Below are 21465 nucleotides of genomic sequence, written 5' to 3' on the forward strand. Positions count from 1 at the left end.
TTTCAGCCCATGCCGGAGCTTCGAATCCTACCTGTTGGCTACCTCCGCCTGACCGGGCTGGGCCTGACGCTGCTTGCCGGCTGCCAGCTGCGGGCCGAAGAAGGCAAAGGCCCCAGCCTACCGGCCAAGACTGTTGTGGCTGCAAGCGCAGCGGTGCCCGCTGCTGTGGCAGCGCCCGACTCCCTGGCGCTTACGCCCGTACTGCCCGTAGCCGGGGTTTCCGGCCCGCTGCAGCAGGCCATCCGGCGGCTGCACGCCGACCTGGGGCCGGCCGCTGCCGAGCTGCGCCCCGAAGTGCTGGCGCAGGCCTGCGTGGGCTACCTCACCCTGTACCGGGCGGCCCGCATCGAGCGCGCCGGCCTGCTGGCGGTGGCCGACATGGACCTGCCCAACACCACGCCCCGCCTTTGGGTGCTCGATCTAAAGAAGCGCAAGGTGCTGCACCGCAGCCTGGTGGCCCATGGGCGCGGCTCGGGCAAGCGGCGGGCGCGGCGCTTTTCCAATGCCCGCAAATCGGCCTGCACTTCCCTGGGCTTCTACCGCACGGCCGGCACCTACGAGGGCATACACGGCTACTCGCGCCGGCTCAACGGCCTGGACCCGGGCCAGAACAGCAATGCCTACGACCGGTATGTGGTGCTGCACGCCGCCAGCTATGCTGCGGCGAAGTATGTGCAGCAGCACGGGCAGCTGGGCTACAGCCGCGGCTGCCCGGCCCTGCCGCCCGAGCAGTTCAAGGCCATTATCGGCACGGTGCAAACCGGCAGCCTGCTGCTAATCAGCGGGCCGGGGCTGCAGTCGCGCTGGCTCGATGGGGCCGCCGCGGCCCGGCAGTTTGCTCGGCAGGGCTGGAACTGAATGGTCTGCTTCACAGAAATGCAAAAAGCCTCCCCATGTGCATGGAGAGGCTTTTTTCTTTTGTAGAAGCGGGGGCGTTAGCAGCCGGTTGCAGCCAGCTGCTAACCAATCACCCACCTCCTACTTAGCGGAGCAGCAGCTTGCTGCTGATGCGGTACTCGGGCACCGTGAGCTGGTAGATGCCCGCCGGCAGCGGCTTGCGCACATCCAGGCGGATGGGGTTGGCGCCGGGGTAGAGCTTGGCGGTTTCCTCGTGCACGAGGCGGCCGGTGAGGTCGTACACCTGTAGCGTAGCGGTTTCCTCGCTGCGGGTTTGCAGAGTCAGGTCGATATGGTCGGCCGTGGTGGGGTTGGGGTACACGTTCAGCTCGGGCTTGTCGAGCTGCTGGGCCAGGCTGCTGGGCTGCGAGGCCGGGGTAGCATCGCGGCGGCCGGTCATGGCCCCGGTAACTACTGTGGGCGGCGTATAAGTCGCTTTCACGAAGCAGCGCTGGCTGGGATTGGTCGATACGGCATTTTTGGCGCGCAGCGTGTACCAGCCTTCGGCGGTGGGGGTTACCGAGCCGGCCAGGTTGCCCGTACCGGAGGCACTGCTGATGATAGTGCCGGCGCTGTTTACTACTTCCACCGTGAGGCTGCGGGTGGCATCGGTGGGGTAGAGGTTGTAGCTAATGTTCTTGCTGGCACCCACGTAGATGCGACCAGCAGTGCGGTAGGCGGTGGAGCTGCCCGGCAGGGCTCCGCCCTGGCGCAGCGACGAAGCATGGGAGTCGCCCAGGTCGTTGGCCAGCTCCCATTCCTGGGTGGTGGCGCGGCCCGCCAGGTTGTAGCCCGTGGCGGCATTTGCCGGCGCCCATACCGAGTAGCCGCGGCGGCCACCGGCAGCAGTACCGTTGCAGGGCGGCGTGTTGATGGCCACGGTCTGCGAGCCGCTTACCGTTACAGTAGCCGTACCGTTGGCGCCGGAGTAGTCCTTGAGCACGGTGCCAGCGGGAAAGTCGCAGCTTACGGTGCTGTTCTGCCAGTTGCTCCAGCTGTCGTTGATGCCGATAATGGCCTTGGTGCTGCGCTCAATTACGAGGTGGTCGGCGGCCTGCCAGCGCACCTTGTAGGCACCCTGCTTGAACTTCAGGTTCTGGTGGCACCAGATGAGGTTTTCCAGGTCGGAGCGCACGGGCAGGTCGGTGCTGCTTTTGGGCGAGTGCGAGTAGCGCTTGCTGGTGTTGCCGATGTTGAACAGGTCTTCAAAGAAAATCTGGGGCGAGCCGTCCACAGCCAGGGCCGCAGCGTAGGCGGCCGACAAACGCGGGTCGAAGGGGTCGATGTGGGGCGCCAGCTCGTCGCCGGTGTTCCAGCCGGTGTAGTTGCCGTTGGCGTCGGTTTGGGGGCGGAAGGTGTCGTGGTTGTTCACGAAGGGCACCGTACGGTGTACGTAGGTACCGTTAATCAGAACAACGCGCGTGCCCTGCTGGTAGCCGGGCAGGCTGCCGATGTCGAAGTTGCCGCCGCCGCTCACGATGTTGTAGATGCCGTTGCGCAGGGAGAAGTCGAAGGTGCCGGCGCGGTTCTGCACGTTGGTGCACCAGCCGTCCATCTGCCCCGAGCTGCCCACCCATTCGCCCACGGCAAACATGGTGGCGCCGCCATTGGCCCAGCCGGCGTTGCTCTGCATGTTGTAGAGGAAGTCTTCGGTGGCGAAGTCGGGGAAGTGCTTCACGGCATCGAGGCGCACCCCGTCGAAGCCCAGCTGTTTCTTGTACCAAATCAGCCAGTTGCGGTTGCCGTTGCGCATGTAGTCGGCGCCCTGGGCAGGGTTGAAGGTGGCGTTGGAGCTCTGGCCGTAGGAGCCGTTATAGTAGCTCACATCCGGGCCGAAGTACACGGCATTCCAGTCGCCACTGGTGGAGTTGTTGCCGGGGTTGGGGTTGAAGTTCTGCCAGTTCTTGGAGAAGCGCCCGCTGCGGGCCAGGTAGTTGGCAGCCGACTCGTCGGTGGCCGGCGTAGCGTAGCTTACGTAGCGGAAGTTCTTATACTTACTGGTCGAGTAGTCTTCCCAGGCGGCCGGGTCCTGCCCGCCCGAGCCGTTGGCTGAGCCGGCGCCGTCGTTGTGGTTCAGTACAATGTCCTGCACCACGTTGATGCCGTTGGCGTGCAGAATGGCAATGCCGCGCAGCAGCTCGTCTTTGTTGCCCACGCGGGTGTTCAGGAAGCCTTTCTGGTACTTATCACCCAAGTCATAATTGTCGAAAGGGGAGTAGCCATTGCCCTGGTTGGGGCCTTTGATGTTCGGGGGCATCCACACGGCATCAATGCCCATGGTCTTGAGGCGTGGAGCCAGGTCGGCAATGTAGTTGGCCCAGCCGTTGGGGTAGTTGCTGTTCCAGTAGTCCCACCAGAAGCCTTGTAGTACAACCTGCTGAGCATTAGCGGTATTAGAGACAAGGCCCAGAAGCAGGGCGAGTACCAGCCAGGGCCGGAATACGCTGCGTGAAGATGGTGTGCGGGTAATTGTGCGCATAAGTGGGAGTTTTTTGGATTAAAAAGTGAGTGTGGATGGGAAAATGGGTAAGAAAAAGTGCTCTGAATGCTCAGAAATCAACCGCAAACGATTGCTGCAAACGTTACCGGAAACGATTGCAGTAGACTGATTCACAATCGGTTGCGCCAAACGTACGGGATTGTTTTTAAACTAGTTCAACGCTTTCTGATAAACCCTGCAAATGCCAAAATTTTGTACGCCTTTTTGGTAACGTTCCCGGCCATTAGAGCCGCTGCGGAATTATCCCGGCAGCGGGTGTGTTGAATGCAGCCACACAGAAAGCGTAGCACGTATAAGGAACGGGGTGGTTAGCCCTCCCCGGCCTTGGCCGGTTTACTCGCTGTCAGCCTCCGGAAACCATGGAAAAGCCCCTGAAAAACCAGTCCAATCCCCAGCCCCGCCGTCTGAAGCGGCAGCTGCAGCGCACTGCCCGGCGGGTACTACCCTTCATGGCCTCCCTGTTTATGGTGGCACCCATGGCTTCGCCCATCAGCAAGTCGCTGGCTGGAGGCCGGGCGCCTGCCGCAGCTGCTCCCAAGCCCGCCGTGCCCAGCACGCCGTCCAGGGCCGTGCGCTTTAGCCAGCAGCTGCGGGGCGTTTATGCTGCCCTGCAGGCCGAGCAGCAGGGCCTGCGCTTCGAGGTGTTTGCAAAAGCCATGACGGGCTACCTCAACCTCCGACAGCACGGCAAGCTCGCCTCCGATAAGTCGCTGCTCACGGTGGTCGACTTCGATTTGCCCTCCACCGTGAAGCGCCTCTGGGTGCTCGACCTGACCAACCGCCGGGTGCTGTTCAACACGCTGGTGGCCCATGGGCACAACACCGGCGAAAACGAAGCCACTATGTTCTCCAACACCGTGGAAAGTAACATGAGCAGCCTGGGCTTCTACCTCACGCAGAACGAGTACATCGGCAAGCACGGCCGCTCCCTGAAGCTGCAGGGGCTGGATGAGGGCTTCAACACCAACGCCGAGGCCCGGGCCGTGGTGATGCACGGCGCCGAGTACGTTAGCGAGGACTTTATCCGGCAGAACGGCCGCCTGGGCCGCAGCCTGGGCTGCCCGGCCCTGCCCATGGACCAATACAGCGCGATTATCGACACCGTAAGCGACGGCACCTGCCTGTTCATCAGCAAATCGGATGCTGGCTACGATTCGCAGTTCCTGAGCCAGGAGGTGGCCATAGCCGCCTGGCTGCCGGAAGAACAGCCGGCTTCGTAGGCTAAACAGCTTTTTATCAACTCGTCGGCGTAAATTCACCACGCGGGCGGCTCGGCTCTCAACCAGGGGCGGGGCCGCCCGCGTTGCTTTTCTGCCTTATTCTGCAGCATATGCTCAACCGTTACTTTTTGATGCTTGCTGGTATGGCGCTGGGCCTGGGGGCCTGCTCCACCGACTCCAGCCAGCGCACTTCCGGGCCCGGCAGCGGACCTACCCGCCCGCTTTCGCCGGCTGCCGATACCAAGGCGCTGCCTCCCGACACAATAACCCGGGAGCAGGCCCGTCGGCCCGTCCCTCTGAAAGCCGTGGTAGCAGAGCCACCAGTCCGGACCAGGCCCAAGCGAGGCTCCAACACCATGGCCGACGTGGAGGAAGAGCTAATCGACAGCCTGGCTTTGGTTGACGTGCCCTGGAACAGCGAGGAAGGTGAAGCCCGCCGGGCCGAGCTGCAGCAATTTCTGGCCACGGGCCTCCCGCCTGCGCAGAGCTTTGCCATTCGCCCGGGGCGCGACACCCTGGTGCTGGGCCGGCAGGGCACGCAGCTGCTTATTCCGGCCAACGCCTGGGACCTGCCCGCGGGCAGCCCGCCGGTACAGCTGGAGGTGCGGGAATTTTACGACCCCATCGACATGATGCTGGCTGGCCTGAGCACTACCTCAGGCCCGCGGCTGCTCGAAAGCGGCGGCATGCTGCACCTCAAAGCCACGGCGAATGGGCAGCCGGTACAGCTCCGGCCCGGCGCCTACGTGCACCTGCGCATGCCCGCCCCCGCCGTGCAGCCCGGCATGCAGCTGTTTGAGGGCGTAGTGGCCGATAGCACGCACGGGGGCATCGACTGGCAGCTTCCCCGGCCTACGGCGGCGGATGCCGACCAGCGGGGAGTGTCCCCATCCAGGTACCGCTCGTTTCGTGGTCGCCGGGGGGGCGCGCGCAAGTCCAAACGCCGGCGCCGCCCCAAGCCAGCCGAAGGACAGGAGGTTATTGCGCCGGAATACGTGCGCGGCGAAAAGGGCTTTCGTAAGGACCTGACCACGCTCATCGACTACCCCGAGGCTACGCGCCGCCGCTTACGCCGCGGCCGCCGCATCAGCAAGGCCGAGCATATGGTGCTGCGGGCAGCCGCCAACGAAGCCAAAGAGTGGGTGCTGCGGGTGGTAGGAGTAGTGTACACGGTCGACTCAACGGGAACGACTACTGCCCCGCAGCTAAGTGCCGGCACCGACCCCGAGCTGGCCGCAACCATCACGAATGCGATAAAGCAGCTGCCCCCCTGGGAGCCCGGCTGGGCAAGCTCACTGGCGCAGCCCGACTCGCTGGAAGCCCTCACGGTGTCGCGCCGGATAAGCATCTTTTTTACGGAGTCGGGCAAAGTAATTGTGGAACCCAGAGAATGGGAGCTGGTAATTGCCCGCACCCGTCACAACCGGACCCACCAAGCCCGGCTATGGGCCGAGAGAAGGGAGCGTATGCGGCTGGCCGACTCCCTGTATGCGGCCCGCCGGGGCTACTACGACTCATTGAGCGCCCTGCAGCAGGCCCGCGTAAGGGCCGAGCTGGTGCGAATGCGTACCCAGTTTACCGATACTTCCAAGGCGGCCATTACGGCGGCCGGCGTGTATAACGAGCTAAGCGCCCAGGGCCTGAGCTGGATAAACTGCGACCGGTACCTGGGCCCCGGGCCACTCATCACCTACGGGGTGAACACGGGCAGCAGCGGCGCCGTGGTAACTCTCTTGTTCCGGGGCTTTAACAGCGTGATGCAAGGGCGGGAGGAGTCAGCGGCGCGCACGATATTCCCTAACGTTCCGGTAGGCCGCACGGCTACGGTGGTGGCGCTGCGCCGGGCAAACGGGGTAACGTACTTATCGACGCGCAATACCATCATTGGGCCGCTGGCTTTGGGCGGCTTCCGGTTTCGGCCCGTAACCATGCCCGAGCTTCGCGCCGAGCTGGCCCGGTTGCGCTAAGGGAGCACTATATCGTGACCGGTGCTGCGGTTGCGGCCGGCAGATGCTGCCTGTTACAGCGCCACTCCAAACTTCTTGCCCAGCCCCTCCAAATCCTTCACCACCGGCTCCAGCAGCGTAATGCCGTCGAGCAGGCGCTTAGCAGCAGTTTCCCGCTCCGGGTCGCCGGGTATAAGCACCTGCTGGCCTTCCACGGCGCGGGCCTGGCGGAAGGTCGTAATCCAGTTGTCCATGTGGGCCTTAAACTCGTCGGCGGGGCGGAAGGCATCCACGCGCATGGCGCCGAAGAAGTGGCCCAGGCCCTGGCCTACGGGGTTGGCCGAGGGCTGCAGGAAGGCCACGAAGGGCGGCACCCAGGGGCCGTAGTTGGCGCCGGAAAGCACGGCCGAGAAGATGTCGACCACCGCGCCCAGGCCGTAGCCTTTGTGCGAGCCCGTTTCGCCGCCCAGCGGCTGCAGGGCCCCGCCGTTCTTCACCGCGTTGGCGTCGGTGGAGGGGTGGCCCTCGGCGTCCTGGGCCCAGCCGCCGGGGATGGGCAGGCTCTTGCGCTGCGCAATTTCCAGCTTGCCGTTGGCCGCCGTGGTGGTGGCCATGTCCAGCACGAAGTCGGGCTGCTCGCCGGCGGGCACGGCCACGGCAATGGGGTTGGTGCCCAGCAGGCGCTCCAGGGAGTAGGTGGGGGCCACCAGGGGCGAGGCATTGGTCATGGCCACGCCTATCATGTCGTGGGCCAGGGCCAGCATGGCGTGGTAGCCGGCAATGCCGAAGTGGTTGGAGTTCTTGACCGATACCCAGCCGGAGCCTACCTCCCGGGCTTTTTCCAGGGCCACGCGCATGGCCTTGGGCCCTACCACCAGGCCCAGGCCGCCGTCGCCGTCGACCACCGCCGTGCTGGGCGTCTCATACGTGACGCCCACCCGGGGCCGGGCATTGATGCGGCCGGCTTCCCACAGGCGCACGTAGCCCACCAGCCGGGCCACGCCGTGGGAGTCCACGCCCCGCAAGTCGGCCGAGAGCAGGGTTTCGGTGGCCAGGGTGGCATGGTCGTCGGGGCATCCCATGCTGCGGAAAACCGCTTCGGTGAAAGTGAAAAGCTGGGTGTAGGAAAACGTCACGGCAAGTAGTTTCTGGTTTCTGGTTGCTGGTTTCTTGTTGGTTTTTGTTTTTGGTCTTTGGTTTTCTGTTGTTGGTCTTCAGCCGGGAGAAGGCAAAAAAGCTAACAACCAAGAACCAGAAACCAGCAACTAGAAACCAGAAACCCGCTACCGGCCGCAAACTTACTGCTGCTGTTGTTGCTGCTGCTGTTCCTGGTGCAGCACAAGCTGTTGCTGCTGCTGTTGCTGCAGGTGCTGGCGCTGCTGCTCGTGCTGTAGCTCCCGGTGGCGGTGGTAGGAGTTGACCGGGCTTTCGGGGTCGGGCACGGCGTAGAGGGGTGCGAGGGCAATGGTCGGGGCCTGAGGGGCTTCCGCCTCGGTGTTTTCAATGTGAACCGACACCCCCAGCTTATGGGTGCCCAGGCCTTTGTAGGTGCCTTTCACGGGCGTGCAGTCGTGAAAATTACGGCCAATGGCCATGCGAATGTGGCCGTCGTTTACAATGCAGTTGTTGGTGGGGTCCAGCCCCAGCCAGCCGTAGAAGGGAATGTAGGCTTCTACCCAGGCGTGGGTGGCCCCGGTGCCGCGTACTTCTTCCTTCTGGGGGCACACGTAGCCGCTCACGTAGCGGGCCGGAATGCCGGCTTCCCGCAGCATCACCAGCAGGATGTGGGCAAAGTCCTGGCAGACGCCGGCTTTCAGCTTCCAGATTTCCTCGGCCGGCGTCTCCACGTTGGTGGCCCCGGGCTTGTATTCAAAATGGGCGTGCACGTACTCCGACAGCACCAGGGCATTTTTCAGCGGCTTCTCGTTTTTATTCAGCAGCTGGGTTAGGGTGGCGCGCAGCTCGGGCAGGGAGGGGAAGTCTTCCTGCACCAGAAAGTCGATGATGCTGGGGTCGTGCTGCCGGGAGCGCAGGTCGTCCCACTGCTTGTCGGCCGGCTCCTCGTCCATGGGAAACAGGATGGGAGAGGTGGTGAGCTCGGCGTCCGACTCAATGACCATGACCGTGTGGGGCTGCAGCAGCGTGAACACGCCCACCGTGTTGCCAAAGCAGTCGGTGTAAGTGGCAATGGGCGGGGGCTGGCGGTGGTGGGAGTCGTGCGACACGCACACCTCGTGCCGCGTCACCTTCAGGCGCTCGTCCTGCAACGGGTAGAGCATGAGCTGATTGGCGCAGTCGATAACCTCGCTGGCGTAGGTGTAGCGCGTAATGTGCTTGAGCGAATACGATGGCATGAGTGGGCAGTTAGCTTCGTCCAAAAAAACTTTTCCCCAGCGTGACGGCGATGTCGAGCAGCTCCTTGCGGGTATGCAGCAGAAACTCGTCGAGCTGCGCGGGCCGGGTGGGCGACACGTTGCTGAACTTCACCTCGCTGGCCAGCCGCCCAATCTTGAACTCCAGCTCGCGGTAGCTTTCGGGCGGGCTTTCGGCCTTCAGGCGCTCGAAGTACCACTTCAGCCGGCTCAGGCTCGCGTCCAGCGAGTGCGGGAAGCTGCGGCTGTGCAGCACAAACTCCAGCACGCTGTCAGGGTTGAAGTTGCCGCGGTTGCTGCGCAGGTAGAGCTCCAGGCCGGCCAGTGAGTGCACCAGGTAGCGCAGCTGCGGAATGGGGCCGCCGCGCTGCATCTGCTCGGCCACCACGGGCCATTGAATGCGCAGGGTGTCGGCCGTTTGCAGGGTGCGCTCCAGCAGCCGGCCCAGGTGGAGGTAGCCGTAGCTGTCGTCGCGGGGCATGTTGTGCTGCACGGCCCCGATAAACACCAGCCCGTGGCGCATCAGCTCGTCGATGCCCGAAAGCGGGTCGCCGTTGCGGATTTGCTCGGGCAGGTCGCCTTCCCGGATGGCGTGGTAGAAGCTGTTCAGGCACTGCCACACTTCCTGGGTGATGTGGTCCTGCACGGCGCGGGCATTTTCGCGGGCCTGCAGCACGTTGTTGTAGGTCGAGGCGGGGTTGTCCTTGTCCAGAATCAGGTGTTCGAGCACGCGGGGCGTGTCCTTTTCCATGGCCGTCACCTCGTCGGGCCTGCGGCTGCCGTAGCTGTACAGCAGGGGCCGCCAGCTGGTGTCGCTGGGGTAATCCTGCGACACCTGGTACTGCACCCGAATAACCTGCAGCATGGCCTGGGTGCGGTCCATGTAGCGGGCCAGCCAATATAGTGTATCTGCAACGCGACTAAGCATCTAATCAATTAACAGTTAACAATGAACAGTTAGCAATGAGCAATTGGTAATGAGCAGTTGAACGACATTGTTCATTGCTCACTGTTCATTGCTCATTGATTTTCCGGTCCCAGCACCCAGGTGTCTTTGCTGCCGCCGCCCTGGGAGGAGTTCACCACCAGCGAGCCTTCCTGCAGGGCCACGCGGGTGAGGCCGCCGGGTACGATGTCGATGCCGCCCGGCCCCATCAGGGCGTAGGGGCGCAGGTCCACGCGGCGGGGCTGCAGCACCCCGTTGAGGTAGCAGGGCGTGGAGGACAGGCTGATGATGGGCTGGGCGATGAAGCTGCGCGGGTCCTGGGTAATGGCCTCCCGAAACTCCTGCATCTGCTGCTCGCTGGCGCTGCTGCCGATGAGCATGCCGTAGCCGCCCGACTCGTTGGTTTTCTTAATGACCATCTGGTCCATGCGCTCAAACACCATCTTGCGCAGCTCCGGGTCGCTCATCTGGTAGGTGGGCACGGTGTTCAAAATGGGCTCCTCGTTGAGGTAGTACTTAATCATTTGGGGCACGTAGCTGTACACGGCTTTGTCGTCGGCCACGCCATTGCCCATGGCATTCACAATGGCCACGTTGCCCTTGCGGTAGGCCGCGTAAATGCCGGGCACGCCCAGGGCGCTGTCGGGCCGGAACACCAGCGGGTCCAGAAACTCGTCGTCCACGCGCCGGTAAATCACGTCCACCTGCCGCAGGCCCCGCGTGGTTTTCATAAATACGTGGTGGTTGTTCACTACCAGGTCGCCGCCCTCCACCAGCTCAATGCCCATGAGGCGGGCCAGGGTGGCGTGCTCGTAGTAGGCCGAGTTGTAGATGCCCGGCGACAACAGCACCACCGTGGGCTCGCTGATGTGCCGGTCGCTCAGAGCCAACAGGTTGCGCAGCAGCAGGTCGGGGTACTTCTTCACCGGCTGCACGTTGTTGCGGGGCAGCAGGTCGGGGTAGAGGCGGGAGGTGATGCTGCGGTTTTCGAGCATGTACGACACTCCCGAGGGCGTGCGCAGGTTGTCTTCGAGCACGTAAAACTGCCCGTCGGAATTCCGGATAAGGTCCACGCCCGCAATGTGGGTGTAAATGTCGTGGGGCACCGGCACGTGCATCATCTCGCGCAAAAACTGCGGGCAGGTGTACACCAGCGCCGCCGGAATGATGCCGTCGCGGATGATAAACTGCTCGTGGTAAATATCCTTGAGAAAGATGTTCAGGGCCTTGAGACGCTGCTTGATGCCGGCTTCGATGTGCAGCCATTCCTGGTGCTGAATGATGCGCGGAATGATATCGAAGGGAAAAATCTTCTCGATGCCCTCGCCGCTGCTGTACACCGTGAACGTAACGCCCTGGCTCATAAAGAGCTTGCGGGCCAGCTCGTCGCGGTGCGTGAGCTCGGCCGCGGGCAGGTTTTCCAGGGTGGAAACGAAATTGCGGTACTCGGGCCGGACGCCGCCGGCCTCAAACATTTCATCCCACACGTTGGGCTGCTCCCTGTAGGAGCGGAGAAGCGCATTCTCGGGCATCATAAAACGCGATAAAAAGGTAGAGGAGGCTGCCGGGCGGCTGCAGCCCGGGGCGAACGGTTTCGGAGTCAGTGCATTTGTAGCGTTGACTCTGCGAGTCCGCGCGGTTGAACGTTCACACGCGCGGACTCGCAGCGTCAACGCTTCACCCACCGCGAAACTGCCCTAGGTGTTTGCCGTAGCCGGACAGGCTGCCTGCTGGAAAAATACGTAAAAAGGTGGGCTGGTTTTAGTACAAGTACTGAGAATAGGAGATGGGGCCTGCGTTAACTATTTCGTTTCGGTACAACCTTATGAAGCGTTGGCTCGAATACCCCTCAAAAAGTCGAAATGAAGCTTTTTACTTGCTCCTGCTGCGGACAGTTGCTCTATTTTGAAAATAGTCGCTGCGAAAAATGTCAGTCGCCGCTGGGCTTCGAAGTTGGAAAACTGCAACTGTGTACGTTGGAGCCCCAAGCCGATGAGGTAACTTTTCGGCTGTTCGGCCAGCCGGACTCCGCCACCTACGCTTACTGCCAAAATCACGAGCACGAGGCCTGCAACTGGCTGGTGCCAACCGACTGTGGCACGCCCTTCTGCACGGCCTGTGCCCTGAACCGCACCATTCCCAACTTACAAGAGCCCGAAAACCTGGCGCGCTGGCAAAAGCTCGAAGTAGCCAAGCACCGCCTGGTGTTCAGCCTGCTCTGCCTGCGGCTGCCCGTCATCAGCCAGTTTGCCAACCCTGGGTTTGGGCTGGCATTCGACTTCAAAGCCGACGAAGGGCCGGAGAACAAGGTGCTGACCGGGCACGACGAAGGCCTCATCACCCTCAACATCGCCGAGGCCGACAGCGTGCAGCGCGAGCAAACCCGGCAGAACATGGCCGAAGCCTACCGCACCCTGCTGGGCCACTTCCGCCACGAAGTAGGTCACTATTACTGGGACCGGCTTATTAACAATACGCCCAATCTGGAGGAGTGCCGCCGGCTGTTTGGCGACGACCGGGAGGACTACGGCAAGGCCCTGGAGCGGCACTACGCCGAGGGCCCGCCGGCCGACTGGCCCGAGCGCTACATCAGCGCCTACGCCACCACCCACGCCTGGGAAGACTGGGCCGAAACCTGGGCCCACTACCTGCACATCATGGACACCCTGCAAACGGCCCACGCCTTCGGCCTGAGCGTCGACACCCAGGCCGGCGCCGGCCAGGAAAGCCTGGAGGCCGACATCAGCCGCGACCCCTACGCCGAAGAAGACTTCTGCAACATCATGGAGCAGTGGCTGCCCCTGGTGTTTGCCCTCAACAGCCTGAGCCGCAGCATGGGCCAGCCCGATGCCTACCCCTTCGTGATTCCGCCGCCTGCCGTGGAAAAGCTGGCCTTCATCCACCGGGTGTGCCGGGCCGGCATTACAGTCCCAGCATCTCCGCCAGCAGCCCTTCCTTAAGCGCGTAGGCCGAGCTGCGGATGCGCGTCAGGCCAAACGAGCCGAGCACGTAGTCGATGAGCACGGCGGCCACCACCAGCATGTCGGCCCGCATGGGGAACATGCCCGGCAAAGCTACGCGCTGCTCGTGGTTGAGGCTGAGCAGCTGGCGCAGGCTTTCCTGGAAGCCGGCCAATGTCAGCTCGCGCATGGGGGGCTGCTCGGCTTCGCTGTGCACGCGGCCGGCCTGCAGGTCGCCCAGGGTGTCGAAGCTGCCGGAGGCGCCCACTAGGCCCACGGGCCGGAAGTGCGCCACGGCCGCGTGCAGCGGGGCCAGCATCTCGGCCAGGTAGTCGCGCTCGGCCGCAAGGGCTGCGGCCGGCATAATGCCATCGGCGGGCGTGAAAAACTTGTCCAGCAGGCGCTGGGCCCCGATTTCAAAGCTCTGCTTCCAGAAGATGGTGTGGCGGTCGGCGATGATAAACTCGGTGGAGCCGCCGCCCACGTCCATAATCAGCTGGGGCTCGCCGCCCAGGTCCACGGCCTGGCGCACGCCTTCCCAAATCAGCTCTGCTTCGCGGGCCCCGGGAATCACCTCCACCCGGATGCCGGTTTGCTCGAAGATGTCGCGTACCAAATCCGGCCCGTTGCTGGATACGCGCATGGCGCTGGTGGCCGTGGCCCGCACCTCGTTGACGCCGTGCAGGTCGATTTCCTCCTTGAAGCCGCGCATGGTGTGCAGGGCCCGGGAGTAGGCCGCCGGCGCAATCTCGCCCCGGCTGATGCCGCCCTCGCCCAGGCGCACGCCGGCCTTGGTGCGCAGCAGCTCCAGCGGCTTCTCGCCGGGCTGGGTAGGCATTTCCACAATGAGCAGGTGGAAGGTGTTGGTGCCCATGTCGATGAGGGCCAGGCGACGGGGTGCGGTGTGCATAATGTAGCGCGGACTTTTAGTCCGCGGGTTTAGCGAAGCAAGAGGACAGGAATACTGCTAATACGCGGACTAAAAGTTCGCGCTACGTAGCAAACCGGCAGAAGGTGCCCAGCGGCAGCTTGCGCTGCCCGGCGTCGTGCAGGTAAATTTCGCCCAGCTCGCGCACGGCCGTGGGGCCGGGGAAGATGCTGGTCACGAGGTTGTCGAGAATCAAAGCCGAGAAGCCCAGCGAGTACAGGTTCACCACGAAGAAATGGTCGTCCGGGTCGAGCAGCTGCTGGCTGAGCTTGAGCATTTCGTTGAGCTCGTCTTCCAGCTGCCACTTCTCGCCGTTGGGGCCGCGGCCGTAGGCGGGCGGGTCCAGAATGAGGCCCTGGTACTTGGAGCCCCGCTTCACTTCGCGGCGCACGTACTTCATGGCGTCTTCCACCAGCCAGCGCACGCCGTCGAGGCGGCTGGCTTCCATGTTGTCGCGGGCCCAGAAGTTGACCTGCTTCACCGAGTCGAGGTGGGTGACGTCGGCCCCGCCGGCGCGGGCGGCCAGGGTGGCGGCGCCGGTATACGCAAACAGGTTGAGCACCCGCGGCTGGGCGGCGCGCCGCTGGCGGGTCTGGTTGAAAATAAACTGCCAGTTGGGGTCCTGCTCTGGGAACAGACCCACGTGCTTGAACGAGGACAGGCCCAGGCGGAAGTTGAGCTTCAGTCCGCCGGGCCGCTCGTAGCCAATCACCCATTGCTCGGCCATGCTGGGCTTAAGCTTCCACTGGCCTTTTTCCTGGGAGCCGGCGGCCCGGGTGAAGGTGGCGTCGGCCTTTTGCCAGTCGCGCTCGGGCAGGTGCGGGTCCCAGATGGCCTGGGGCTCGGGCCGCGCCAGCACGTACTTGCCGAAGCGTTCCAGTTTTTGAAAGTGCCCGCTGTCGATAAGCTCGTAGTCGGGCCAGGGGCTGGTGGTGAGGAAGTCGTACATAAGCAGGGTGCAAAGGTAAAGCAAGCGCCTGTGCGGCGGCGGCGCTGGACCGAAACCGGCCCGTTGCCGTAAAGAAGGACATGTTTAAAATTCCCAAAGACCCCGAGCTGCCCGCCTGGGTATTTCTGCTGCTGCGCCTGGGCTCGCTGCTGGCCGTAGCTATTGTAGCGGCCTTTATTGTCAGATGCAGCGGCAGTTAAAGGAGGGAGCCAGGTGTAGAAACCGGGCGGTAAGCGGTGGCCCGTGCCTCGTTCACCGAAAAAAAGCCGGCGCCTGTGCTGTAGCTGCTAGCTTTACCCTATGCTAAGCACGCCATACCAAGCCAGGAAAATAATGCTGCTGGGGCTGGCCGGGCTGCTACTGGGCGCGGGCTGCCGGCCCGACAGCTCCGCCCGGCCGGAGCCGGCCGACGCACCCGTCGAAGAAGTGTACGAGCACTGCCGCGAAACCTTTAACCCCATCCGCGGGCGAATTTTCGACCGCCACGACTCCCTGCTGGCGTACACCGGCTGGCAGTACCGCCTGGAGCTGCCGCGCCGGGGCGGGCTGGATTCAGTACGCTTCAACCGCCTGCTGGGCTGGCCCAAAGGTGCCCTGCAGGCCCGCGTGGCCGACCTGCGGCACCGGCAGCTGCCCCTGCAGCTGGAGCTGACGGCGGCCGAAGCCGACAGCCTGCGTCAGCACCAGCGCGAGTGGCCCCAGCTGAGCGTGCGCACCTTCCGGGCCCGCAGCTACACGGTGAACGTGGCGGCTCCTGTGCTAGGCTATTCCTACGACGTGGCCGGGCCCTTTCTCGACCAGGCCAAGCGCCTGGTAAGAGGGCGCTTTTACCGCATGCGCAACGGCGGGCTGGAAAGCTACTACAACACCCTGCTGACCGGCCGGCGCGGCATCTACCACCCGCTTATCGGGCCCGGGAACCGCCGCCAGGGCAGCTGGGACACCGATACCGCCTACATCGCCGGGCAGGACCTGCACCTCAGCCTCGACACCCAGCTGCAGGCCTACGCCGAGCGCCTGCTGGGCGAGCGCCGCGGCTACGTAGTGGCGCTGGAGCCAGCCACGGGCGAAATCCTGTGCTACGTATCGGCGCCTACCTACGACCCCGCGGTGCTTACCGCCGCCGGCCGGGGCCGCGAGCGCCGCGAGCTGCTGCTGCACCCCGACATGCCCCTGCTGAACCGGCCGGCCCTGCTGGCCAATCCGCCGGGCTCGGTCTTTAAGCTGGTGAACTCGGCCGTGGCCCTGCAGCTGGGCGCCATCACGCCCGAAACCGGCTTTCGCTGCGACCAGTCGCTTATCAACTGTGTGCACGACCATCCGCGGGCCCGCAGCCTGAGCCAGGCGCTGAAGTACAGCTGCAACCCTTACTTCTACCAGGTGATGCGGACGGCCATTGAGCCCCGGCGCGACTCGGCCAAGGCCGAGTCCGACAGCTGCGGCATCCGGCAGCGCAACCTGACGCAGTGGCTGCGGCATGTGCGCTCCTTCGGGCTGGATACCCTGCTGGGCATCGACCTGCCCCAGGAGCGGCCCGGCTACATTCCGCAGGTTAAGCTCTACGACCGGCGGCACGGCGCCTGCTGCTGGTCCTACAAAACCATTTACTCGCTCAGCCTGGGACAGGGCGAAATCAACCTGACCGGCCTGCAGATGGCCAACGTGCTGGCTATTATCGCCAACCGGGGCTGGTACGTGCGGCCCCATCTGGTGCGGTCCGTGGGCAAGTCCGGCCAGCCGCTGCCCAAGTACCAGGAGCGGCGCCGCACCCTGGTCGACAGCATGCATTTCGCGGCCCTCATTCCCGGTATGGAAGCCGCCATGCGGCGCGGCGGCACGGCCGAGCTCGCCAACCTGGATGACGTGGGCATCAGCGTAGCCGGCAAAACGGGAACCGTGCAAAACGACGAGGGCGACGACCACGCCACGTTTGCAGGCTTCGCCCCCGCCACTGCGCCCAGGATTGTGGTGGCGGTGTACATTGAAAACGCCGGGTTCGGCGGCCTGTCGGCTGCTCCCCTGGCGGCCCTGCTCATGGAGAAGTACCTGCGGGGCAGCATCGCGCCCAAGCGGCGGCGCTGGGAGCGCTGGCTGCGCTGTGGCAATCTGGTAGAGCAGGGCCAGCACAAGCCCAAGCCAGCAGCTGCTCCGGAGTTACCGCCGCCTGCGCCGCCGGTAACCCCGGCACCAGAATAGATTGACCTGCTGATGGTGCGGGAAGGCCCCGCACCATCGGCAGTTAGTCGGAAGTAGCAGCTCTTAACTCTCGCTTTTTTTACTTAGAACGCAAAAAGAGGAGCTACTCAGTACCTGTAAGGTAGCCACCGCCGCCAGCGGTGCGTATGCCCTTTCATGTTCAAAATTCCTCGCGACCCGGAGCTGCCAGCCTGGGTGTTTCTGCTGCTGCGCCTGGGCTCACTGCTGGCTGTGGCCCTCCTCGCAGCCCTGCTTTACCGCTGTTCCTGAAGACAGCGCAGGTTATAGCCTGCTGCCGACCTTTGCGCCCACCCCTGGCTCATTATCCTCATGACGCTTCACTTCCATAAATACCAAGGCACCGGCAACGACTTTGTCATGATTGACGACCGTGCCGAAGCCTTTGACGCCACCAACCAGGAGCTGATTGCCCGCCTCTGCCACCGCCGCTTTGGCATCGGGGCCGATGGCTTGATTCTGCTGCGCAACCGCCCCGGCTTCGACTTCGAGATGGTGTACTTCAACGCCGACGGCCGCCCCAGCTCCATGTGCGGCAATGGCGGGCGCTGCACCGTGGCCTTCGCCCGCTTTCTGAATATCATCGGCGATAAAGCCCAGTTCCTGGCCGTAGACGGCCCCCACGACGCCCGGGTAGAAGCCGACGGCCTGGTTCATCTGAAAATGCAGGATACTGCCAAAGCCCGGCGCGCGCCCGTGCACGCCGAGCAGGGCGACGTGTTTCTGCACACCGGCTCCCCGCACCACGTCCATTTCCTGAGCCCAGCCGAAGGCCAGAAGCTGGAAGAGTACGACGTGTACGGCGCCGGCCACGACATTCGCTTCGACCAGGCCTACGACCCGGCCGGCACCAACGTCAACTTCGTGCAGGTGCCCGCCGACCCTGGCCAGCCCTGGGCCGTGCGCACCTACGAGCGCGGCGTGGAAGATGAGACATTTTCCTGCGGCACCGGCGTGACGGCCGTGGCGCTGGCGGCCTCAGCCCGCGGGGCGGTGTCGCCGGTACAGCTCAGCACGCCCGGCGGGCAGCTCCAGGTGTCGTTTCAGCAGCGCCCCGATGGCGGCTTCGAAGACGTGTGGCTGAGCGGCCCGGCCGTGCGGGTGTTCGAAGGCCAGCTGGCCGTTTAGAACTTAGTGCTGAGAACTTAGAGGTTAGAGCTTAGAGTTGAGAACTTAGAAATAAATTAAGTATTGTGGAGCAGCTGCCGCTGCTTGCTAAGCCTTTATAGAAAGCCAAGCCTTCTGACTTCTAGGCTCTAACCTCTAAGTTCTAACCTCTAGACACCAAGTTCTGCATTCGGCCCCTGCAGGCGGTTGGCGTCGTCGTTTTGCGGCAGCTCGCCGGAAAGGCGGCCCTGCAGTTTGCGGCGCCAGTGCTGGCCCAGGGCGGGGCAGGCGGCCAGCTCTGCCACCAGGGCGCGGTCGTGGCGCTGCTCGTACTTGGCGGCATTGGCCCGGGTAACCGGCCACTCGGGGTGGGGGCGCGCCAGCAGGTGCAGCATGTCGTCGGCACTCACCTGCCCGGGGGTAAGCACGCGCATGTACCAGCCGGTATAGCCCGACTCCTGCAGCCACTGCGACAGCAGCGGGGCCTGCCAGCGGCGGGCAATTTTCCAGCAGGGGGAACGGGGCTGCGATATCTGCACCGTGGCTTCGCCAAACAGGAAGATGTCGCCGATGCACACGTCTTTTTCAGCCCAGGGGCCCGCCAGGGTTAGGTTTTCGCCAAAGCTGCCCGGGCCCATTGCCTGACCCAGCCGGCGGCTCCAGTGGGCGTAGTGGCTGCCGGGGTACACGCACAGGGCCTGGTCGGGGCCGCCGTGGTTGCGCTGGTCGGCCTGCTCGTCGCCGCTCAGGTTGAGGTCGCCAAGCCAGAGCGGGGTGTTTACCGGCTCCTTGAACAAGGCGGTAGTCCAGGCGCGGTGCATGGGGTTTGCTGCCCCGGCTTCGCCCAGGGCGCGGGGCTGCCCAACCTGCAGGGCGGTCAGCGGCAGCGAGAGGAGAGGAGGAGGATAAGACATGAGCTGGGTGCGGAAGCCGCCACCTGCCGGGCGGGGGTACTGCCAAGATGCTATCCGGCAGGGTAAGTGTTGCTTGTGGGCCGGAATTTACGTGCCGGCAGCCGGCACGCAATTGCGGGCCGGCTGCCTAACTTGCTTCTCATTTTTGAACCAGCGTTAAGCCCAAGTCCCTTTTTGCCCGGCACAGCTGCCGGCAAGCTGCTAAGCCAGGTGGCGGCGAGGAATGAAAGCTGGCCTGACCTCCTCTATTCAATGAAGCCACAAGCACTCGCTCTCGGCGCCGCTCTTCTACTGGCGGTGGCCACCCAAGCCCAGGTGGCCCCCCGCCGCCTGGTTTACACTTCCCCCCTGGAGGAAAAGGCGCTCAACGCCACCGGCCCGGCCACCGAGCAAACCTACCTGGCCCAGCTGCTGGCTATCCGGCCGGGGGCCAACGAAGACCAGGTAGCGCAGGCCAGCAAGCTGCTCGCCGACCTCTACGCCCTGATTGATGCCACCAAGCCTGAGGGCAAGCCCATGGCCAAGCGCGTGCGCACCATTTTTGAGCAGGTGCACAAGGGCTTCCTCTCCAAGTACGAGGACAAGGCCACCTTCGACCAGACCATGGGCAGCGGCATCTACAACTGCGTAAGTGCCTCCGCCCTGTATGCGCTGATTTTCGAGCATTACCGCATTCCCTACGCCATCCGCCAGAAGCCCACCCACGTGTACGTGGTGGCCGACCCCGCCGCCAGCAACATCATGGTGGAAGGCACCGACCCCCAGGGCGGCTACTTCCTGCCCGATGCCCGCTTCAAAAAGGCTTACGTCGACTACTTGGCCGAGGGCAAGCTGGTAAGCCAGGAGGAGGTGGCCCGCCTGGGCGTAGAGGAAGTGTTCAAGCAGAAGTTCCAGGCCGACAAAACCATTACCCTGCCCCAGCTGATTTCGCTGCAGTACTACAACAAGGCCGTGCTGGCGCTGGCTGAAGACGACGCCGAGCAGGCGTACCGGGCTCTGCAAAAAGCCGAAAAGCTGTTTCATACCACCGAAACCAGCTACCTGCTCGTCGAAAGCCTGCGCTACCGCCTCAACGGCATCAGCTATGCCAAAATGGAAGATGTGGAGAAGCTCACCGACTTCTACGCCTACCAGCCGGGCAGCAAGTACCAGGACGAGGCCATCAGCGACTTCCGCGGGCTCACCCAGAAGTTCTTGATGGACAAAGGCGATACGGCCACGTACCGCGCCGTGTACAAGTCCTTTCAGGGCAGCGTGGCCGACTCGGCCACGCGCGGCACCATCTCCTTCGTGTACTACATGCAGCGGGGCCGCATGAAGCTGCTGCAGCAGAACTACCTGCCGGCCTTTCACCTGCTGATGCAGGCTTACCACTACAACCCGACCAGCCCCGAGCTGCAGGGCATGGTCAACGCCCTGGTGCAGCAGGAAAGCAGCCGCAGCGGCGGCGGTATCCGCATGTTGCGCCAGCTCGACCTGTTTGTGTACGAGCATCCCCGCGAAAAAGGCACGCCGCTGCTTGCCCAGGCTTACCTCCATACCTACGGCCGAACGGCGCTCGACTACTTCGCCCAGGACAAGCGTGCCGAGGGCAAGAAGTACCTGGCCCTGTTCGAGCAGGCGCAGAGCGGCAAAGGAGCTGCCGTTGAAAACGAGGCAGCGGCCAACGTCTACCTAGCTGCCAGCTTGTGCTCGGGCCGCGCCAACGACCTGCCCGGGGTAAAGGCTTACGCCCGCAAGGGCCTTAGCTACGAGCCCAGCAACCCCAGCCTGCAACGCCTGGCCAGCCTGAAGTAAGAACCCGATTCGACTGCCCCTGGCTTAGCGATTTTCATGATATTCCTCCGCGCCCTTGAGCCTGACGACCTGGAGTTTCTGTTCCAGCTAGAGAATGACCCCAGCATCTGGGGTGTGTCGGATACGCTGGCGCCGGTGTCGCGCCATGCCCTGCGCGAGTATTTAGCACATTCCTCGGCCGATTTCTACGTAGTGCGTCAGCTGCGCCTGGTGATAAGTACTGAAAATGATGGCCGCACGGTCGGTGTTGTCGACCTGTTTGATTTTGACCCCTTGCATCAGCGGGCGGGGGTAGGCATCACCATTCTGGGAACAGAGCGCCGCCGCGGCTACGCCCTTCAAGCCCTGGAGCTGCTGAAGCAATACGCCCGCACCACCCTGCGCCTGCACCAGCTCTATGCCACGGTTGGCGCAGATAACGGGCCGAGTATGAGTTTGTTTCGAACCGCGGGCTTTCGTCGGGTGGGGCTGCGGCTGCAGTGGCTGCGGCTAGCCAGCGGCTGGCAGGACGCGGTAGAGTTTCAGGTTTTGCTGCAGGCACAGGAGTAGGAGCAGGAAGGCATCACAAGCCAAGCTATTTCCGTATAGCCATCGCGCAGTGCCCGGCCCCGGATAAGCTGAACCATATCCTTTGCCGGAAGGGCGCGTATAGACTGCCAAGCGCCCCGGTTTTTTGCTTCTCTTTCCGTACCGACGCGGCGCGAAACCAACTTCC

The 21465-nt window shown here is 63.6% G+C and carries 16 protein-coding genes; 8 read left to right on the forward strand and 8 right to left on the reverse strand.

Going from position 1 to position 21465, the window contains the following annotated elements; genetic code table 11:
* Positions 1–9 precede the first annotated feature (9 nt).
* A complete protein-coding gene (locus ABD919_RS02380) occupies positions 10–858 on the forward strand; it encodes a murein L,D-transpeptidase catalytic domain family protein (RefSeq protein WP_345233426.1) in 849 nt (282 codons plus the stop codon).
* Positions 859–982: 124 nt separating this feature from the next.
* Here ABD919_RS02380 and ABD919_RS02385 read toward each other — a convergent pair whose 3' ends face one another.
* Complete coding sequence (locus tag ABD919_RS02385; protein WP_345233427.1) at positions 983–3376, reverse strand: T9SS type A sorting domain-containing protein; 2394 nt, start codon at positions 3374–3376, stop codon at positions 983–985.
* 380 nt (positions 3377–3756) lie between these two features.
* Between ABD919_RS02385 and ABD919_RS02390 the strand changes: the two genes are divergently transcribed.
* Both ABD919_RS02390 and ABD919_RS02395 read left to right on the forward strand, forming a co-directional pair.
* Positions 3757–4617 (forward strand): murein L,D-transpeptidase catalytic domain family protein, encoded by an 861-nt coding sequence (locus ABD919_RS02390; protein WP_345233429.1) that lies wholly within the window; start codon positions 3757–3759, stop codon positions 4615–4617.
* Between the two features lie 128 nt (positions 4618–4745).
* Positions 4746–6584, forward strand: a complete 1839-nt coding sequence (locus ABD919_RS02395) for a hypothetical protein (RefSeq protein WP_345233431.1) — start codon at positions 4746–4748, stop codon at positions 6582–6584.
* Between the two features lie 53 nt (positions 6585–6637).
* Here the strand turns inward: ABD919_RS02395 and ABD919_RS02400 are convergent, their stop codons facing one another.
* From ABD919_RS02400 to ABD919_RS02415, 4 genes are all read right to left on the reverse strand, one after another.
* On the reverse strand, positions 6638–7699 hold the full coding sequence (locus tag ABD919_RS02400) for an Ldh family oxidoreductase (protein ID WP_345233433.1): 1062 nt from the start codon (positions 7697–7699) through the stop codon (positions 6638–6640).
* 162 nt (positions 7700–7861) lie between these two features.
* Positions 7862–8917 carry a transglutaminase family protein gene (locus ABD919_RS02405; protein WP_345233435.1) on the reverse strand — a complete coding sequence of 352 codons (1056 nt, stop codon included), beginning with the start codon at positions 8915–8917 and terminating at the stop codon, positions 7862–7864.
* A 10-nt stretch (positions 8918–8927) separates the two neighbouring features.
* Positions 8928–9863, reverse strand: a complete 936-nt coding sequence (locus ABD919_RS02410) for an alpha-E domain-containing protein (RefSeq protein WP_345233437.1) — start codon at positions 9861–9863, stop codon at positions 8928–8930.
* 92 nt (positions 9864–9955) lie between these two features.
* Positions 9956–11416 (reverse strand): circularly permuted type 2 ATP-grasp protein, encoded by a 1461-nt coding sequence (locus ABD919_RS02415; protein WP_425556394.1) that lies wholly within the window; start codon positions 11414–11416, stop codon positions 9956–9958.
* A 327-nt stretch (positions 11417–11743) separates the two neighbouring features.
* Here ABD919_RS02415 and ABD919_RS02420 point away from each other — a divergent pair, with 327 nt between their 5' ends.
* Positions 11744–12841: a zinc-binding metallopeptidase family protein gene (locus ABD919_RS02420; protein WP_345233439.1), complete on the forward strand. Its 1098-nt coding sequence runs from the start codon at positions 11744–11746 to the stop codon at positions 12839–12841.
* Here ABD919_RS02420 and ABD919_RS02425 read toward each other — a convergent pair.
* Positions 12804–13751 carry a Ppx/GppA phosphatase family protein gene (locus ABD919_RS02425; protein WP_345233441.1) on the reverse strand — a complete coding sequence of 316 codons (948 nt, stop codon included), beginning with the start codon at positions 13749–13751 and terminating at the stop codon, positions 12804–12806. The genes ABD919_RS02420 and ABD919_RS02425 overlap by 38 nt on opposite strands.
* A gap of 82 nt (positions 13752–13833) precedes the next feature.
* Positions 13834–14718 (reverse strand): class I SAM-dependent methyltransferase, encoded by an 885-nt coding sequence (locus ABD919_RS02430; RefSeq protein ID WP_345233443.1) that lies wholly within the window; start codon positions 14716–14718, stop codon positions 13834–13836.
* Between the two features lie 300 nt (positions 14719–15018).
* Between ABD919_RS02430 and ABD919_RS02435 the strand changes: the two genes are divergently transcribed.
* Together ABD919_RS02435 and dapF are read left to right on the forward strand one after the other, a co-directional pair.
* Positions 15019–16914 (forward strand): peptidoglycan D,D-transpeptidase FtsI family protein, encoded by a 1896-nt coding sequence (locus ABD919_RS02435; RefSeq protein WP_345233445.1) that lies wholly within the window; start codon positions 15019–15021, stop codon positions 16912–16914.
* A gap of 330 nt (positions 16915–17244) precedes the next feature.
* Positions 17245–18060: a diaminopimelate epimerase gene (dapF, locus tag ABD919_RS02440; RefSeq protein ID WP_345233447.1), complete on the forward strand. Its 816-nt coding sequence runs from the start codon at positions 17245–17247 to the stop codon at positions 18058–18060.
* 149 nt (positions 18061–18209) lie between these two features.
* Here the strand turns inward: dapF and ABD919_RS02445 are convergent, their stop codons facing one another.
* Positions 18210–18953, reverse strand: coding sequence for an MOSC domain-containing protein (locus tag ABD919_RS02445; RefSeq protein WP_345233449.1), 744 nt, complete (start codon positions 18951–18953; stop codon positions 18210–18212).
* Positions 18954–19205: 252 nt separating this feature from the next.
* Here ABD919_RS02445 and ABD919_RS02450 point away from each other — a divergent pair, with 252 nt between their 5' ends.
* Positions 19206–20750, forward strand: coding sequence for a hypothetical protein (locus tag ABD919_RS02450; RefSeq protein ID WP_345233450.1), 1545 nt, complete (start codon positions 19206–19208; stop codon positions 20748–20750).
* A gap of 36 nt (positions 20751–20786) precedes the next feature.
* The gene (locus ABD919_RS02455; RefSeq protein ID WP_345233452.1) at positions 20787–21299 is read left to right on the forward strand and encodes a GNAT family N-acetyltransferase; all 513 of its coding nucleotides are present in this window, start codon (positions 20787–20789) and stop codon (positions 21297–21299) included.
* Positions 21300–21465: the final 166 nt, after the last annotated feature.

Origin of the sequence: Hymenobacter saemangeumensis, from assembly GCF_039541835.1 — a bacterium.
GTDB classification, from domain to species: Bacteria; Bacteroidota; Bacteroidia; order Cytophagales; family Hymenobacteraceae; genus Hymenobacter; species Hymenobacter saemangeumensis.